This is a genomic window from Bacillus sp. Nf3, from assembly GCF_003028545.1.
Classification (GTDB): domain Bacteria; phylum Bacillota; class Bacilli; order Bacillales; family Bacillaceae; genus Bacillus; species Bacillus safensis.
Genome location: NZ_PYUA01000003.1, coordinates 343017 through 359600 on the forward strand (window position 1 = coordinate 343017; position 16584 = coordinate 359600).

The 16584-nt window shown below is 42.8% G+C and carries 14 protein-coding genes; all 14 read left to right on the top strand.

Annotated elements, in window-relative coordinates:
• Positions 1-8 precede the first annotated feature (8 nt).
• A complete protein-coding gene (locus C9414_RS11235) occupies positions 9-1682 on the top strand; it encodes a DAK2 domain-containing protein (RefSeq protein ID WP_107163647.1) in 1674 nt (557 codons plus the stop codon).
• A gap of 148 nt (positions 1683-1830) precedes the next feature.
• Entirely contained in the window at positions 1831-2493 is a 663-nt protein-coding gene (sdaAB, locus tag C9414_RS11240) for an L-serine ammonia-lyase, iron-sulfur-dependent subunit beta (protein ID WP_024424201.1), read from the top strand.
• 20 nt (positions 2494-2513) lie between these two features.
• Entirely contained in the window at positions 2514-3416 is a 903-nt protein-coding gene (gene sdaAA, locus C9414_RS11245; RefSeq protein ID WP_107163648.1) for an L-serine ammonia-lyase, iron-sulfur-dependent, subunit alpha, read from the top strand.
• Positions 3394-5442: an ATP-dependent DNA helicase RecG gene (gene recG, locus C9414_RS11250; protein ID WP_041084874.1), complete on the top strand. Its 2049-nt coding sequence runs from the start codon at positions 3394-3396 to the stop codon at positions 5440-5442. The genes sdaAA and recG overlap by 23 nt, the downstream gene beginning before the upstream one ends.
• Positions 5443-5554: 112 nt before the next feature.
• On the top strand, positions 5555-6121 hold the full coding sequence (fapR, locus tag C9414_RS11255; RefSeq protein WP_024424199.1) for a transcription factor FapR: 567 nt from the start codon (positions 5555-5557) through the stop codon (positions 6119-6121).
• Between the two features lie 15 nt (positions 6122-6136).
• Entirely contained in the window at positions 6137-7135 is a 999-nt protein-coding gene (gene plsX / locus C9414_RS11260; RefSeq protein ID WP_024426965.1) for a phosphate acyltransferase PlsX, read from the top strand.
• Between the two features lie 15 nt (positions 7136-7150).
• Positions 7151-8095: an ACP S-malonyltransferase gene (gene fabD, locus C9414_RS11265; RefSeq protein ID WP_107163649.1), complete on the top strand. Its 945-nt coding sequence runs from the start codon at positions 7151-7153 to the stop codon at positions 8093-8095.
• Positions 8095-8838, top strand: coding sequence for a 3-oxoacyl-[acyl-carrier-protein] reductase (gene fabG, locus C9414_RS11270; protein ID WP_024424196.1), 744 nt, complete (start codon positions 8095-8097; stop codon positions 8836-8838). Before fabD ends, fabG begins: the two co-directional genes overlap by 1 nt.
• A gap of 81 nt (positions 8839-8919) precedes the next feature.
• Complete coding sequence (gene acpP / locus C9414_RS11275; protein WP_008344853.1) at positions 8920-9153, top strand: acyl carrier protein; 234 nt, start codon at positions 8920-8922, stop codon at positions 9151-9153.
• A 181-nt stretch (positions 9154-9334) separates the two neighbouring features.
• A complete protein-coding gene (gene rnc / locus C9414_RS11280; RefSeq protein ID WP_008344850.1) occupies positions 9335-10078 on the top strand; it encodes a ribonuclease III in 744 nt (247 codons plus the stop codon).
• Between the two features lie 105 nt (positions 10079-10183).
• Positions 10184-13744, top strand: coding sequence for a chromosome segregation protein SMC (smc, locus tag C9414_RS11285; protein WP_107163650.1), 3561 nt, complete (start codon positions 10184-10186; stop codon positions 13742-13744).
• A gap of 21 nt (positions 13745-13765) precedes the next feature.
• Positions 13766-14752 (top strand): signal recognition particle-docking protein FtsY, encoded by a 987-nt coding sequence (gene ftsY / locus C9414_RS11290; RefSeq protein ID WP_024424194.1) that lies wholly within the window; start codon positions 13766-13768, stop codon positions 14750-14752.
• Between the two features lie 143 nt (positions 14753-14895).
• On the top strand, positions 14896-15228 hold the full coding sequence (locus C9414_RS11295) for a putative DNA-binding protein (RefSeq protein ID WP_012009935.1): 333 nt from the start codon (positions 14896-14898) through the stop codon (positions 15226-15228).
• Between the two features lie 13 nt (positions 15229-15241).
• Positions 15242-16582, top strand: a complete 1341-nt coding sequence (ffh, locus tag C9414_RS11300) for a signal recognition particle protein (protein WP_024426967.1) — start codon at positions 15242-15244, stop codon at positions 16580-16582.
• Positions 16583-16584 lie beyond the last annotated feature (2 nt).

Sequence of the window (16584 nt, forward strand, 5' to 3'; positions counted from 1 at the left end):
GAAATATATTGTCTATTAGAAATCTTGATGGCCGCTCATTTGCAAAAATGATTCTTGCAGGTGCTCACCATCTTTCTCAAAACGCACAAATTGTGGATGCGTTAAATGTTTTTCCAGTGCCAGACGGAGACACGGGGACAAATATGAATTTGTCGATGACTTCAGGGGCAAAAGCAGTTGAAGAAACAAATACCGATCATATTGGGAAGGTCGGCGTGGCTCTCTCGAAAGGGTTATTGATGGGCGCAAGAGGAAACTCAGGCGTGATCCTGTCACAGCTCTTTAGAGGTTTCAGTAAACATATTGAACAAAAAGAAACGATTGATGCAAAAGAATTTGCTCTTGCCTTACAGGCGGGTGTTGATACAGCATATAAAGCCGTGATGAAACCGATTGAAGGAACCATCTTAACGGTTGCAAAGGATGCAGCAAAGAAAGCGGTTGCTGTTTCAGCGGCAGAAGATCAAATTGACCGCGTTCTAGAGTTGACGATTGAGGAAGCAAGAGCATCACTTGATCGAACGCCAGATCTGCTTCCTGTCTTAAAAGAAGTGGGTGTTGTCGATAGTGGAGGTAAAGGACTTCTATGCGTATATGAAGGTTTCCTTGCTTCATTAAGAGGAGAAGAGCTTCCTCCTAGAGCTGCTTCTTTACCGACGCTAAAAGAACTTGTCAGTGCAGAGCATCATAAAAGTGCGCAAAGCCATATGAACACAGAAGATATCGAATTTGGCTACTGTACTGAATTTATGGTGAAATTTGAAGAAGACAAACAGTCCTTTGATGAGAATGCCTTCAGAGAAGATTTAAGTGAATTCGGAGATTCACTTCTTGTGGTGTCTGACGATACACTTGCGAAAGTTCATATTCATGCAGAGCAGCCGGGAGATGTTTTATCATATGCACAGCGCTACGGCAGCTTGATTAATATGAAAATTGAAAACATGAGAGAGCAGCATAGCTCAATCGTAAACGAAGAAAGAGAACATGCACCTGCTGCACCAAAAGCACCTGCTGCTGAAAAACAGCGCTTTGGCGTCGTAAGTGTCGCAATGGGAGAAGGAATTGCTGACTTGTTCAAAAGCATCGGAGCTTCCGTCGTCATTGAAGGCGGGCAGACGATGAATCCGAGCACAGAAGACATTGTCACAGCAATAGAAAGCGTACATGCCGAAACCGTCTTTATCTTACCTAATAATTCTAATATTGTCATGGCAGCTAAACAGGCGGCAACTGTCTCAAACCGTGAGGTCGTTGTCATTCCGACGAAGACTGTTCCTCAAGGAATGTCGGCACTTCTTTCTCTCAATGAAGCAGCTTCAAATGAAGATAACGAAAGAGCGATGCTAGAAGCGATTGACCATGTGAAAAGCGGGCAAATTACCTTTGCAGTGAGAGATACTCAAATTGATGGAATCGACATTGCGAAAGGTGACTATATGGGTCTGTTCAACGGGAAAATCACCTTAACATCGAAAAATCAATTAGATGCAGCAAAAGAACTTCTCGCCAAAATGGTGACAGAAGATGATGAAATTGTCACCATCATTAAAGGGGAAGATGCATCAACTGATGAGCTGGATGCGTTACAAGCCTTTATTGAAGAAACATTTGAAGATGTAGAAGTTGAAGTCCACGATGGAAAACAGCCGCTTTATTCATATATTTTGGCGGTTGAATAACGAAAGAAGGGCAAATAAAGCCCTTCTTCTTCTTTTGCAATTTTTTACTAGCCATTCCACGGTGAAATGAGTTGCGGGAAACGAATGAATCCATTAGTCTAAAGAAAGAACCAAACCATTCGTGAGTGGTTATGAGAGGGGAAGACCTATGAAATTTAGAAGTGTGTTTGATATTATTGGACCTGTCATGATTGGGCCATCAAGTTCGCACACAGCGGGTGCGGCTCGTATCGGGAGAGTAGCTCGCAGCTTATTTGGAAGAGAGCCGAAACGAATTGTCGTTTCATTTTATGGTTCCTTTAAAGATACGTATAAAGGACACGGTACAGATGTCGCCATTATCGGCGGTGTTCTTGATTTTGATACATTTGATGAACGAATCAAAACAGCGATCGATATTGCTAAAAGCAAAGAGATCGATATTGAATTTAAAGAAGAAGAGGCAGTGCCGGCGCATCCAAATACAGCAAAAGTAGAGATTTCAGATGCGAACGGAAGCCTTGAATTAATTGGCATTTCCATCGGCGGAGGTAAAATTGAAATCACAGAATTAAATGGCTTTGAGCTCAGGCTTTCAGGGAATCATCCTGCCATTCTTGTGGTTCATAACGATCGCTACGGGACGATTGCGGCAGTTGCCAATGTCTTAGCGAAATTCGCCATCAACATCGGTCATATGGAAGTGGCACGTAAAGATGTCGGGCAAGAGGCACTGATGACGATTGAAGTGGATCAAAATATTGACCCAGCGGTCCTATCAGAGCTTGAAACACTTCCAAACATTATTCAAGTCACACAAATTGCAGAGTAACAACAAGGAGGTTATGAATGATGTTTAAAAACGTCAAAGAACTCGTGCAGCTAACAGAAGAACGGAATACCTCCATTTCAGAAATTATGATTGTGCAAGAAATGGAAGTGACAGGGAAGTCACGTGAAGAAATTTTCTCCCAGATGTACCGCAACCTAGAAGTGATGGAGCAGGCTGTTGAAAACGGGCTGAAGGGTGTGAAATCATTATCAGGGTTAACAGGCGGAGATGCAGTCAAACTTCAAGCCTATATCGCATCAGGCAAAACGCTGTCTGGTCATACGATATTAGATGCTGTTAGTAAGGCTGTTGCAACAAATGAAGTCAATGCCGCAATGGGAACCATTTGTGCAACGCCTACAGCAGGCTCATCAGGTGTTGTACCAGGTACGTTATTTGCAGTAAAAGAAACATTAAAGCCAACAAAGGAACAAATGGTCAGATTCCTGTTTACTTCTGGTGCATTTGGTTTTGTTGTGGCGAATAACGCCAGCATTTCTGGTGCAGCAGGCGGCTGTCAGGCAGAGGTAGGTTCTGCATCAGGTATGGCAGCAGCAGCTATTGTCGAAATGGCAGGCGGTACACCGCAGCAATCTGCAGAAGCGATGGCGATTACACTCAAAAATATGCTTGGACTTGTTTGCGATCCAGTAGCAGGACTTGTCGAAGTGCCGTGCGTGAAACGGAATGCAATGGGTGCATCTAACGCAATGATCGCAGCAGACATGGCACTTGCCGGCATCACTAGCCGCATTCCTTGTGATGAAGTCATTGATGCGATGTACAAAATCGGTCAAACGATGCCAACAGCTCTTCGTGAAACAGCCCAAGGCGGACTCGCTGCGACACCGACAGCAAGAGAGCTTGAAAAGAAGATTTTCGGAGGTGTGACCTCATCTCGTGATACAGAAACTGCAAGATAATGTCTCTGTCCTGAAGGGGATTGGAGAGGAAACCGAAAAAACACTCAATGAACTTGGAATCTACACAGTAGCCGATTTACTCGGCTACTTTCCTTATCGATATGACGACTATGAGCTTCGTAACTTAGAAGAAGTAAGGCATGACGAACGTGTCACAGTTGAAGGGAAAGTACATAGTGAGCCCGTTCTCACCTATTATGGAAAAAAACGAAGCAGGCTGACATTCAGGCTGCTTGTCGGGCGTTTTCTCATTACAGCGATTTGTTTCAATCGTCCATATTTAAAACGAAGCCTTGTGTTAGGTGATACAGTTTCCGTCACAGGAAAATGGGATAAAAACCGCCAATCTATCATGGTACAGGAATTTAAAAAAGGGACGCACGAGCAAGATGGCAGTATAGAACCCGTTTATTCAGTAAAAGAAAATGTGACCGTGAAAATGATGAGACGCTTTGTGAAACAAGCTTTGTCACTTTATGCAGACAAAGCTGAAGATCCATTGCCAAAGCAGCTTGTCTCTGCTTATAAGCTCATGTCCTATCAGGAAGCGTTAAAAACCATTCATCTCCCAGAGACAAGAGACTCGCTCAAGCAAGCAAGACGACGTTTTGTGTACGAGGAATTTCTCATCTTTCAGCTGAAGATGCAGGCGATTAGAAAGAAAGAACGAGAGAGAACGTCAGGCATCCAGCATCCGTTTTCCAAAGAAGCTGTTTTTGAGTTTGTTCACAGCCTGCCATTTCCACTGACAAAGGCACAATCAAGAGTGCTTGATGAAATCATGTCAGACATGGCGTCTCCATATCGAATGAACCGGCTGCTACAAGGAGATGTAGGATCAGGGAAAACAGCTGTGGCAGCCATTGCGCTTTATGCCGCTCATTTATCAGGTTTTCAAGGTGCATTAATGGTCCCAACAGAAATTTTGGCAGAACAGCATGCGGATTCGCTTTACCAGCTGTTTGAAAAATGGGGACTGAATATCGCCCTTTTGACAAGCTCTGTGAAAGGAAAGCGCCGCAGAGAATTGCTTGAACGTTTAAAAGAAGGTGAGATTGACATTTTAGTCGGTACCCACGCACTCATCCAAGACGAAGTCGAATTTCAGCAGCTCGGTCTTGTCATCACAGATGAGCAGCACCGGTTTGGCGTAGAGCAGCGGAAAAAACTGCGAAGTAAAGGGCAGGACCCGGATGTCTTGTTTATGACTGCCACACCTATTCCGCGAACACTTGCGATTACTGTCTTTGGAGAAATGGACGTATCCGTCATTGATGAATTGCCAGCTGGCAGAAAACAAATCGAAACGTATTGGGTGAAGCATGACATGCTTGAGAGAATTCTTGCTTTTGTGGATAAAGAGCTGAGAAAAGGCAGACAGGCATATATTATTTGTCCGCTCATTGAAGAATCAGACAAGCTTGATGTCCAAAATGCGCTTGATGTCCATAGCATGCTGACTGAAGCATACCGCGGCAAATGGTCGATCGGCTTAATGCATGGGAAACTGGCAAGTGATGAAAAAGATCAGGTCATGAGAGCCTTTACCGCAAATGAAGTGCAAATCCTTGTTTCAACCACAGTCGTTGAAGTCGGGGTCAACGTGCCGAATGCAACCATCATGGTTATTTATGATGCAGACCGCTTCGGATTGTCTCAGCTTCATCAGCTAAGAGGCCGGGTCGGCAGAGGAGAGCATCAATCATTTTGTATTTTAATGGCTGATCCAAAGTCAGAAACGGGAAAAGAGCGGATGCGGATCATGTCCGAAACAACCGATGGCTTTGAGCTGTCTGAAAAGGACTTAGAACTAAGAGGACCCGGCGACTTCTTCGGTAAAAAACAAAGCGGGATGCCCGAATTTAAGGTAGCAGATATGGTTCACGACTATAGAGCACTGGAAACGGCTAGAAAAGATGCGGCAGACCTTGTCCAATCGGACGTCTTTTGGACTGATCCCGAATACAAAGAACTCCGGCAAACGCTGATAGACAGCGGTGTGCTGGGAGGAGATAAATTAAGCTGATTAAACGCTGGAGGAATTTTCTTGTCTTTTTGAAACAAGGATTGATTTATCATCTATGAGATTATATACTACTATTAGTACCTAGTCATAAATGTACGGATGGTGTCTGCATATGAAACTAAATAAAAAAGAACGTCAAAAGCTCCTCCAGCAAACGATCAGCTCGACTCCATTCATTACTGATGAAGAATTGGCAAGTAAATTCGGTGTCAGCATACAAACGGTTCGTCTTGATCGTTTAGAGCTGTCGATCCCTGAATTACGCGAAAGAATTAAGCATGTGGCCGAAAAGACATTAGAGGATGAAGTAAAATCACTTCCACTGGATGAAGTGATTGGAGAAATGATTGATGTAGAACTTGATGACCAAGCCATTTCCATTTTAGAAGTGAGAAAAGAGCATGTATTCAGCCGAAACCAAATTGCCAGGGGACATCATCTCTTCGCCCAGGCAAATTCGCTGGCAGTTGCCGTCATTGACGATGAATTGGCTTTGACAGCAAAAGCGAATATCAGGTTTACAAGGCAGGTGAAACAAGGCGAAAGAGTCGTCTCTAAAGCCAAAGTAGCCTCACATGATAAAGAAAAAGGAAGAACCGTAGTTGAAGTAAACAGCTATGTTGGTGAGGAAGTTGTCTTCTCAGGTGACTTCGTCATGTATCGCTCAAAACAAAAGTAAAAGGTGGCACGTAATATGAGAATTGCAGTCGATGCAATGGGGGGAGATCATGCCCCTAAAGCCATTATTGACGGTGTGCAAAAAAGCTTAACAGCATTTTCAGATATCGAGATTACACTTGTCGGCGATGAAAACAAAATCAAACCATACATAACAAACAACGATCGCATCACGATTTTAGATGCAAAAGAAGTCATTGAACCGACGGATGAACCAGTGCGTGCAGTCAGACGTAAAAAGGATTCATCTATGGTGAAAATGGCGCAGGAAGTCTCCGAGGGACGAGCCGATGCCTGCATCTCAGCAGGAAATACCGGTGCCCTCATGACAGCTGGGCTGTTTATCGTAGGCAGAATTGACGGTATTGACAGACCAGCCCTTGCCCCAACTTTGCCAACACTGGATGGCAGCGGCTTCTTATTACTAGATGTTGGTGCCAACGTTGATGCAAAACCAGAGCATCTCGTGCAATATGCCATGATGGGATCCATCTACGCAGAGCGTGTCTTCCCAAAGAGCAATCCGCGTGTTGGACTGTTAAATGTAGGAACAGAAGATAAAAAAGGCAACGATTTAACGAAAAAAACCTTTGAATTATTAAAAGCATCAGACTTGAATTTTGTAGGAAATGTAGAGTCCCGTGACTTATTAGAAGGTGTTGCTGACGTTGTTGTCACAGATGGTTTCACAGGAAATATTGCGCTTAAAACAATTGAAGGCACAGCCCTTTCTGTCTTTAAAATGCTGAAAGAAACATTAACATCTAGTTTTACAGCAAAAATAGCAGCAGGCATGATGAAGCCGAAATTGATGCAGATGAAATCTAAAATGGATTACTCCGAATATGGCGGTGCCGCTTTATTTGGTTTAAAGGCACCTGTTATTAAAGCGCACGGCTCCTCTGATGAAAATGCCATTTTCCATGCAATTCGTCAGGCGCGTGATATCGTAGAAAAAGACGTTTCAGCTATCATTCATCAAGAAGTCCAAAAAGAAACGACGAAAGAGTCTTAATGGAGGTAAAGCAGCATGACTAAAATTGCATTTTTATTCCCTGGCCAAGGCTCTCAAAAAATTGGCATGGGAAAAGATTTATTTGACCAAGAAGCAGTATCTAAAGCTGTATTTGAAGAAGCAGACAATACCCTCGGGTTTGATTTATCTTCTATGATTTTTGAAGGGGATGCAGAAGAACTGACGCTCACTTATAACGCGCAGCCAGCTCTTTTAACGACAAGTATCGCCATCTTAAAGAAATTTGAAGAGAGCGGAATCAAAGCCGATTATGCAGCAGGACACAGTCTTGGTGAATACACTGCCCTCGTTGCAGCAGGTGCACTTTCGTTTAAAGATGCTGTTTATGCAGTCAGAAAGCGCGGAGAATTAATGAATGAAGCTGTTCCAGCAGGAGAAGGCGCCATGGCAGCGATTCTCGGCTTAGACAAAGCGGCACTTGTCGAAGTGACAAAAGAAGTGACAGAAAGCGGTCACCTTGTAGAGCTCGCTAACTTAAACTGTCCTGGTCAAATCGTCATCTCTGGTACAGCAAAAGGGGTAGAACTTGCTTCAGAGAAAGCCAAAGAAAAAGGCGCAAAACGTGCAATTGCCCTTGAAGTAAGTGGACCTTTCCATTCTGCATTAATGAAACCAGCCGCTGAAAAATTTACAGATGTTTTGTCAAAGCTGGATATTGCGGATGCCAAAACTCCGGTCATCTCAAATGTAACAGCAGACATCGTGACATCTCGTGATGACATTGAGACAAAGCTCATTGAACAACTGTATTCTCCAGTTCGTTTTGAAGAAAGTGTGGAACGCCTTATTGATTTAGGCGTCACAACATTTATTGAAATTGGTCCTGGCAAAGTGCTTTCAGGTCTTGTGAAAAAAGTGAATCGCCGCCTGACGACGATTTCCGTATCAGATCAAGAAACAGTTGAAGCAGCCATTCAAACACTCAAGGGGGATTCTTGATGCTTACAAATAAAACAGCCGTTGTAACAGGAGCATCACGCGGGATTGGCCGTTCCATCGCGATCGATCTAGCGAAAAGTGGTGCAAATGTTGTCGTGAACTATTCTGGAAACGAAGCAAAAGCAAATGAAGTCGTAGATGAAATCAAAGCACTCGGCCAGCAGGCATTTGCTGTGAAAGCTGATGTCTCAAATGCTGAAGAAGTACAAGCTATGATGAAACAAGCGATTGATACCTTTGGTTCAATTGACATTCTTGTGAATAATGCAGGCATCACAAAGGACAACCTGCTCATGAGAATGAAAGAGAATGAATGGGATGATGTCATTAACATAAACTTAAAGGGTGTCTTTAACTGTACAAAAGCCGTGACACGTCAAATGATGAAGCAAAGAAGCGGAAGAATCATTAATTTGGCTTCAGTCGTTGGTGTGTGTGGAAACCCTGGACAAGCAAACTATGTTGCAGCAAAAGCTGGCGTCATTGGATTAACGAAAACAACAGCAAAAGAGCTGGCAACCCGTCATATTACAGTTAATGCAGTAGCACCAGGCTTTATTTCAACAGATATGACAGACAAGCTTGATGAAAATGTACAGACGGAAATGCTCAAGCAAATTCCGCTCGCACGCTTTGGTGCACCTGAAGATATTAGCAACGTCGTTGTCTTTTTAGCTTCAGAAGGAGCAGGTTATATTACAGGCCAAACCATCCAAGTAGATGGCGGAATGGTCATGTCCTAAGAAATATCAAAATTTCATTAGGTTTTCTCTAGTTTTTTAAAAACAATTCAACTATAATACTTTGAGGGGAGGTGAAAGGCAATGGCAGACGTATTAGAGCGTGTATCAAAAATTATTGTAGACCGCCTTGGCGTTGATGAGGCTGACGTGAAAATGGAAGCTTCATTTAAAGAAGATTTAGGCGCTGATTCCCTTGATGTAGTTGAGCTAGTTATGGAACTTGAAGATGAGTTCGATATGGAAATTTCTGACGAAGATGCTGAAAAAATTGCAACAGTCGGTGACGCTGTGAACTACATAAATAACCAGCAATAAGCGTAACAAAGTCCCGTCTACTTTTGACGGGACTTTGAAAATTTATGTTAGTTTCAACACATTCAGCTGATCAATTGTCAGCCTTTTTCAGATGCTGGGAGCACTGTTTCCCTGCATGTAGAAAGAGAGACTCCATATAATCAGTATCCTTAAAGGCGATTACGCCTACCTGGAGGTTGCTATGCCAAAACAATATAAAGACAAACAGAAACAGAGCAAAAAACTAGAGCAATTTAGAGAATTCCAGCAGCGCATTTCTGTACACTTCAAAAATGAAAAGCTTCTATATCAAGCCTTTACCCATTCCTCGTATGTGAATGAACACCGGAAAAAACCATACGAGGATAATGAAAGACTTGAATTTTTAGGAGATGCTGTTTTAGAATTGACCATCTCTCAATTCTTATTTGCAAAATATCCAGCGATGAGCGAGGGAGATTTAACGAAACTAAGAGCGGCGATCGTATGTGAACCGTCACTTGTATCACTAGCACATGAGCTGTCCTTCGGTGACCTTGTTCTCTTAGGAAAAGGCGAAGAAATGACAGGCGGCAGAAAACGCCCAGCACTCTTAGCGGACGTATTCGAGGCGTTTATCGGTGCACTTTATTTAGATCAGGGGCTGGAACCAGTTGAACGGTTCCTAGAAGCGTACGTTTATCCGAAAATTAATGATGGAGCGTTCTCGCACGTCATGGACTTTAAAAGCCAACTGCAAGAATTTGTGCAGCGCGATGGAAAAGGTGTGCTTGAATACCGCATCCTGCATGAAAAAGGGCCTGCACATAACCGGGAATTTGAAGCAAATGTATCCCTTCGAGGTGAAGTGCTCGGAATCGGAAATGGACGCTCTAAAAAAGAAGCAGAACAGCACGCTGCACAGGAAGCACTTGCTAAATTGCAGAAACATCATATGAACCAATAAAATCCCCCTCGTTATTCAGGGGGATTTCACTCTGTTTTCCATCATCTTTTTTCACTTCATATGGTAAGATGATAGTACTTTAAATACATAAGGAGGATCACTCTCATGTTCCTCAAACGTTTAGACGTGATAGGATTCAAATCATTTGCACAGCGAGTGACCGTGGACTTTGTCAAAGGGGTCACAGCTGTTGTTGGACCAAACGGAAGCGGCAAAAGCAATATTACCGATGCCATCCGCTGGGTACTTGGAGAACAATCAGCGAAAAGCCTCCGCGGAGGAAAAATGGAAGATATCATTTTTGCAGGCAGTGACTCAAGGAAAAGAGTCAATCTAGCTGAAGTGACTTTAACATTAGATAACGAAGACCACTTTTTACCGATCGATTTTCACGAAGTCAGTGTGACAAGAAGGGTTTATCGGTCAGGCGAAAGTGAATTTCTCATAAACAATCAATCTGTCCGCTTAAAGGATATTATTGATCTTTTCATGGATTCAGGTCTTGGAAAAGAAGCTTTTTCAATCATCAGCCAAGGAAAAGTAGAAGAAATTCTATCAAGTAAGGCAGAAGAGAGAAGAAGCATCTTTGAAGAAGCGGCTGGTGTTTTGAAATATAAAACAAGAAAGAAAAAAGCCGAGAATAAACTGTTTGAAACGCAGGACAACTTAAACCGAGTAGAAGATATTCTGCATGAGCTAGAAGATCAAGTAGAACCATTAAGAATGCAAGCCTCTATTGCAAAAGACTATTTGCAAAAAAAAGAAGAGCTTGAAAATGTCGAAATCGCCCTCACTGTCCATGACATCGAAGCACTTCATGAAAAATGGACAACACTTGGTGAAGCAGTCGAGCGCTTCAAACAAGATGAAATGAAGCAGTCTACAGATATCCAAGCAAAAGAAGCCAAAATTGAAGAGTCGAGAGACCGCATTCAAGCGCTTGACGAATCAATTAATGACCTGCAAGAAGTTCTTCTTTTCACAAGTGAAGAATTAGAAAAGCTTGAAGGAAAAAAAGAAGTGCTAAAAGAACGAAAAAAAAATGCCGCCGCAAACCAAGGGCAGCTAGAAGAAACGCTCGTTCGCTTAACTGAAAAGCAGGCACTGTTAACCGAAAAGATTGAACAGCAGAAAATTACGCGGGACAGCTTGCAAAAAGAAGTGCAGCAGCTAAAAGATGAAGTGAACACAAAGCAGCATCAACTGTCGCTTCATAGCGAAGATGTGGAAGGTCAAATTGAACAGCTGAAAAGCGATTATTTTGATCTGCTCAATGAACAGGCTTCCATCCGTAATGAACGTAAATTACTAGAAGAACAGCAGCGCCAAGCGGCGATGCAGCTAGAGCGACTGACGCAAAATAACCAAAAACATATCGAAGAACGAGTGTCTGTCAAAGAAAAGAAAACAGAGGCTGAGCAGCAGCTTTCAGCACTGGAAGATGACATTCTGGCTCAAGTCAAACGTTTTAGAGAAGCAGAACAAAAGCTTGAGCAAATGAAACGTCAATACGAGAAAAAAGAAACGGCTCTTTACCAAGCCTATCAATACGTACAGCAGGCAAAATCCAAAAAAGAGATGCTTGAATCCATGCAGGAAGACTTCTCAGGCTTTTTCCAAGGAGTGAAAGAGGTCTTAAAGGCAAAAGAACGGTTAGGCGGTATTCACGGTGCCATTGCAGAGCTGATTCAAACGGATCAGCAGTATGAGACAGCAATTGAAATTGCGCTAGGTGCAGCCACGCAGCACGTCGTCACAGAAAATGAAGCTGCTGCGAGACAAGCGATTGGATACTTAAAGCAGCATTCCTTTGGACGTGCAACCTTCCTGCCAATGAACGTCATCAAAGAAAGAACCATTCAGCTCAGAGATGTCCAAACAGCAGAGCAGCACGCTGCATTTATCGGTGTAGCGAGTCACCTCGTTTCCTTTGACGAAAAGTATCAAAAGGTGATTCAGAATTTACTTGGAACTGTGCTGATCGTTAGAGACTTAAAAGGCGCCAATGAATTGGCAAAAATGCTTGGACATCGTTACCGTATCGTGACCCTTGATGGAGATGTCGTAAACCCCGGCGGTTCAATGACCGGTGGCGGCGTAAAGAAAAAGAACAACTCTCTTCTTTCAAGAAACCGGGAGATCGAAACGTTAACAAAGCAGCTCGTTGAAATGGAAGAGAAAACAACGATCCTTGAAAAAGAAACAAAAGAAACGAAGCAATTGATCGGAGCAAACGAAAGCCAATTAAACGAACTGCGCCAGCGCGGCGAAACGCTTCGTGAAAAGCAGCAAGAACTCAAAGGGAAATTATACGAACTGCAAGTCGCAGAAAAAAATATCAATGCTCATCTTGAGCTCTATGATCAAGAAAAAGAAGAATTGCAGCAGCGTTCTACTGAACTTGCGGATAAGGACAAAAAGCAGGTTACTCTTGAAGCCTCTATAGGTGAAAAATTGACGGCTCTTGATCAAGAGATCAATACATTAACAAAGCGTAAGCAGACGCAAAGCTCAACGAAAGAAACCATTTCTGCCGAATTAACAGAGCTGAAAATCTCGCTTGCCAAAAAAGATCAGTCCTTAGCCAATGAACAAGAAAAGCTTTCGAGCTTAATGGCTGAATTAGAAGAGGCTGAACAGACGCTGATGGAAACAAAAGAAGATCTGTCACTCTTAACAAGTGAAATGTCATCTAGTTCAAGCGGAGCCGAACAACTGGAAGAAGCGGCGAAAGAGAAGCTGGAAAACAAAAACAAAACAACCGCACTCATTTCAGAGCGGCGTAAGCAGCGTCTTGCTCTTTCTGAAACATTAGAATTCGCTGAACGTGAACTTAAAGAACAAAAGCGTTTATACAAGCAGCTCACTACAAGCTTAAAAGATGAAGAGATTAAGCTAGGCCGTATGGAAGTCGAGCTCGATAACCTGATTGCTTATTTGAACGATGAATATGCTCTTTCGTTTGAAGGAGCAAAAGAGATGTATCAGTTGACGTTATCGCCAGATGAAGCGAGAAAACGAGTGAAGCTGATCAAACTAGCGATTGAAGAGCTTGGAACAGTAAACTTAGGCAGCATTGACGAGTATGAACGTGTCAATGAACGATATCTCTTCTTAACTGAGCAGCGAAATGATCTGACAGAAGCGAAAAATACATTATTCCAAGTCATCGAAGAAATGGATCAAGAGATGACAAAGCGCTTCTCTGAGACATTCTCTCAAATTCGCGGGCACTTTGAATCTGTATTCCAAGCATTATTTGGCGGCGGAAGAGCTGATCTTAAGCTGACAGATCCAAATGATTTGCTCAACTCTGGCGTTGATATTGTCGCGCAGCCGCCAGGGAAAAAACTGCAAAACTTAAGCCTGCTTTCAGGCGGGGAGAGAGCCTTAACAGCGATCGCTTTACTATTCTCTATTTTAAAAGTGAGACCTGTTCCATTCTGCGTATTAGATGAGGTAGAAGCGGCGCTTGATGAAGCAAATGTTTTCCGTTTTGCGCAATATTTAAAGAAATACAGCGAGGAAACACAGTTCATTGTCATTACGCACCGCAAGGGAACAATGGAAGAAGCCGATGTGCTCTACGGTGTGACCATGCAGGAATCAGGTGTTTCTAAGCTTGTATCTGTCAAACTAGAAGAAACGAAAGAGCTTGTCCAGTAATTAAAGGAGGTTTTTGAACCAATGAGCTTTTTTAAGAAATTAAAAGAAAAATTTACGCAGCAAACCGATTCAGTATCAGAAAAGTTTAAAGATGGACTCGAAAAAACGAGAAACTCCTTCCAAGGAAAAGTAAATGAACTGATTTCTCGCTACCGCAAAGTCGATGAAGACTTTTTTGAAGAGCTGGAAGAGGTTCTAATCGGTGCTGATGTCGGTTTCACAACTGTGATGGAACTGATTGATGAGCTGAAAAAAGAAGTGAAATTAAGAAATATTCAAGACCCAAGTGAAGTACAAGCGGTGATTTCTGAAAAACTGGTTGACATCTACAATAGCGGAGAGGAACAAATCTCTGCGCTGAACATTGAAGACGGGCGTTTGAATATCATTTTGTTTGTAGGCGTCAACGGTGTTGGGAAAACAACGACGATCGGCAAGCTTGCAAACAAGCTGAAAAATGAAGGGAAATCCGTCATTTTAGCAGCAGGTGATACGTTCCGTGCCGGTGCGATCGAGCAGCTTGAAGTTTGGGGAGAGCGTTCAGGTGTTCCTGTCGTCAAACAAACAGCAGGCTCTGATCCAGCAGCGGTGATCTATGATGCCGTTCAATCAGCAAAAGCGAAAAATGCAGATGTTCTCATCTGCGATACAGCAGGAAGACTTCAAAACAAAGTCAACTTGATGAAAGAGCTGGAGAAAGTCAAGAGAGTCATTGAGCGCGAGGTTCCAGATGCACCTCATGAAGTATTGCTCGCCCTTGATGCGACAACAGGTCAAAACGCCATGGCACAAGCCAAGGAATTTTCTAAAGCGACAAATGTGACAGGGATTGCTTTAACAAAGCTTGACGGTACTGCAAAAGGCGGAATTGTTCTTGCGATTCGAAATGAGCTGAACATCCCAGTAAAGCTTGTCGGTTTAGGTGAAAAGGTGGACGATCTGCAAGAGTTTGATGCAGAATCGTATGTGTATGGATTATTCTCAGACGTAATTGATCAACAAGACTAACAAAAAAATGCCGGCAAAACTGCTGGCATTTTTATTTATACGTAGCTTCATGAAGTGACAAGATAAAAACTTGACACACAGAAGAGAACCGTGTAAACTTAGTTGATGTAAAGGGAATGAACTTAACAAAGGGGAGAGAGCCCATGACGCTTGAAAAAACAACGAGAATGAATTACTTGTTTGACTTCTATCAATCGTTGTTGACCGCAAAGCAAAAGAGCTACATGTCGCTTTACTACCTAGACGATTTTTCCCTCGGTGAAATTGCGGATGAATATGAAGTATCAAGGCAGGCTGTTTATGATAATATTAAACGGACTGAAGCGATGCTTGAACAATATGAAGAAAAGCTGCTCTTGTTTAAGAAATTTAAAGAGCGTAAAGAACTTCTCAAAAAAATGAGAGAGCTTGTAGCTGATTCTGCGCAAACGGAAGAAGCAGAAGCTTTAATTGAATCGCTTGAGAAATTAGATTAGGAGGCGGCACAGTATGGCATTTGAAGGATTAGCCGACCGACTGCAGCAGACGATTTCAAAAATCCGCGGCAAAGGAAAAGTGTCAGAGCAAGATGTAAAAGAAATGATGCGCGAGGTACGCCTTGCCCTTCTTGAAGCTGACGTCAATTTTAAAGTAGTCAAAGACTTTGTGAAAAAAGTAAGTGAGCGGGCAGTTGGACAAGAGGTCATGAAAAGCCTTACCCCTGGACAACAGGTCATTAAAGTTGTAAAAGAAGAACTCACTGAATTAATGGGCGGAGAAGAGAGTAAGATCGCTGTAGCGAAAAAATCTCCAACAGTCATTATGATGGTTGGTCTTCAAGGGGCAGGTAAAACAACCACAACTGGGAAGCTTGCCAATTTACTTCGCAAAAAACATAATCGCAAGCCGATGATGGTGGCTGCTGATATTTACAGACCAGCAGCGATCCAGCAGCTTCAAACGCTTGGGAAACAGCTTGATATGCCGGTGTTTTCATTAGGTGACCAAGTCAGCCCTGTCGAAATTGCCAAACAGGCAATTGAAAAAGCGAAAGAAGAACACCATGATTATGTCATTTTAGATACAGCAGGACGTCTTCATATCGATGAAGAATTAATGGATGAACTTCAGAAAGTAAAAGAAGTAGCGAATCCAGAAGAAATTTTCCTAGTTGTTGACTCTATGACAGGTCAAGATGCGGTCAATGTCGCAAAAAGCTTTAATGAACAGCTTGGTTTAACAGGTGTCGTTCTCACAAAACTAGACGGTGATACAAGAGGCGGTGCAGCACTTTCTATTCGAGCTGTTACCAATACGCCGATTAAATTCGCTGCACTAGGAGAAAAGCTTGATGCGATTGAACCATTCCATCCGGAGCGGATGGCATCAAGAATTCTTGGCATGGGAGATGTGCTCACGCTGATTGAAAAAGCACAGGCAAACGTCGACCAAGATAAAGCGAAAGAGCTTGAGCAAAAAATGCGGACAATGAGCTTCACGCTCGATGATTTCCTCGAGCAGCTTGGCCAAGTTCGAAATATGGGTCCTCTTGATGAACTGATCCAAATGATGCCGGGAGCCGGTAAAATGAAAGGGCTCAAAAACGTCCAAGTGGACGAAAAGCAGCTCAATCACATTGAAGCGATCATTAAATCAATGACGACTCAGGAAAAAGAACAGCCAGAGGTCATCAATGCAAGCCGAAGAAAACGGATTGCAAAAGGAAGCGGAACATCTGTACAGGAAGTCAATCGCCTTTTAAAGCAATTTGATGAAATGAAAAAGATGATGAAGCAAATGACCAACATGTCCAAAGGAAAGAAAAAGGGCTTTAAATTACCATTTATGTAATT

What these genes read in the sequence shown, in the direction of transcription:
- sdaAB (WP_024424201.1), top strand. Translation starts at nt 1,831, where the DNA reads ATGAAATTTAGAAGTGTGTTTGATATTATTGGACCTGTCATGATTGGG.
- sdaAA (WP_107163648.1), top strand. Translation starts at nt 2,514, where the DNA reads ATGTTTAAAAACGTCAAAGAACTCGTGCAGCTAACAGAAGAACGGAAT.
- fapR (WP_024424199.1), top strand. Translation starts at nt 5,555, where the DNA reads ATGAAACTAAATAAAAAAGAACGTCAAAAGCTCCTCCAGCAAACGATC.
- plsX (WP_024426965.1), top strand. Translation starts at nt 6,137, where the DNA reads ATGAGAATTGCAGTCGATGCAATGGGGGGAGATCATGCCCCTAAAGCC.
- fabD (WP_107163649.1), top strand. Translation starts at nt 7,151, where the DNA reads ATGACTAAAATTGCATTTTTATTCCCTGGCCAAGGCTCTCAAAAAATT.
- fabG (WP_024424196.1), top strand. Translation starts at nt 8,095, where the DNA reads ATGCTTACAAATAAAACAGCCGTTGTAACAGGAGCATCACGCGGGATT.
- acpP (WP_008344853.1), top strand. Translation starts at nt 8,920, where the DNA reads ATGGCAGACGTATTAGAGCGTGTATCAAAAATTATTGTAGACCGCCTT.
- rnc (WP_008344850.1), top strand. Translation starts at nt 9,335, where the DNA reads ATGCCAAAACAATATAAAGACAAACAGAAACAGAGCAAAAAACTAGAG.
- smc (WP_107163650.1), top strand. Translation starts at nt 10,184, where the DNA reads ATGTTCCTCAAACGTTTAGACGTGATAGGATTCAAATCATTTGCACAG.
- ftsY (WP_024424194.1), top strand. Translation starts at nt 13,766, where the DNA reads ATGAGCTTTTTTAAGAAATTAAAAGAAAAATTTACGCAGCAAACCGAT.
- C9414_RS11295 (WP_012009935.1), top strand. Translation starts at nt 14,896, where the DNA reads ATGACGCTTGAAAAAACAACGAGAATGAATTACTTGTTTGACTTCTAT.
- ffh (WP_024426967.1), top strand. Translation starts at nt 15,242, where the DNA reads ATGGCATTTGAAGGATTAGCCGACCGACTGCAGCAGACGATTTCAAAA.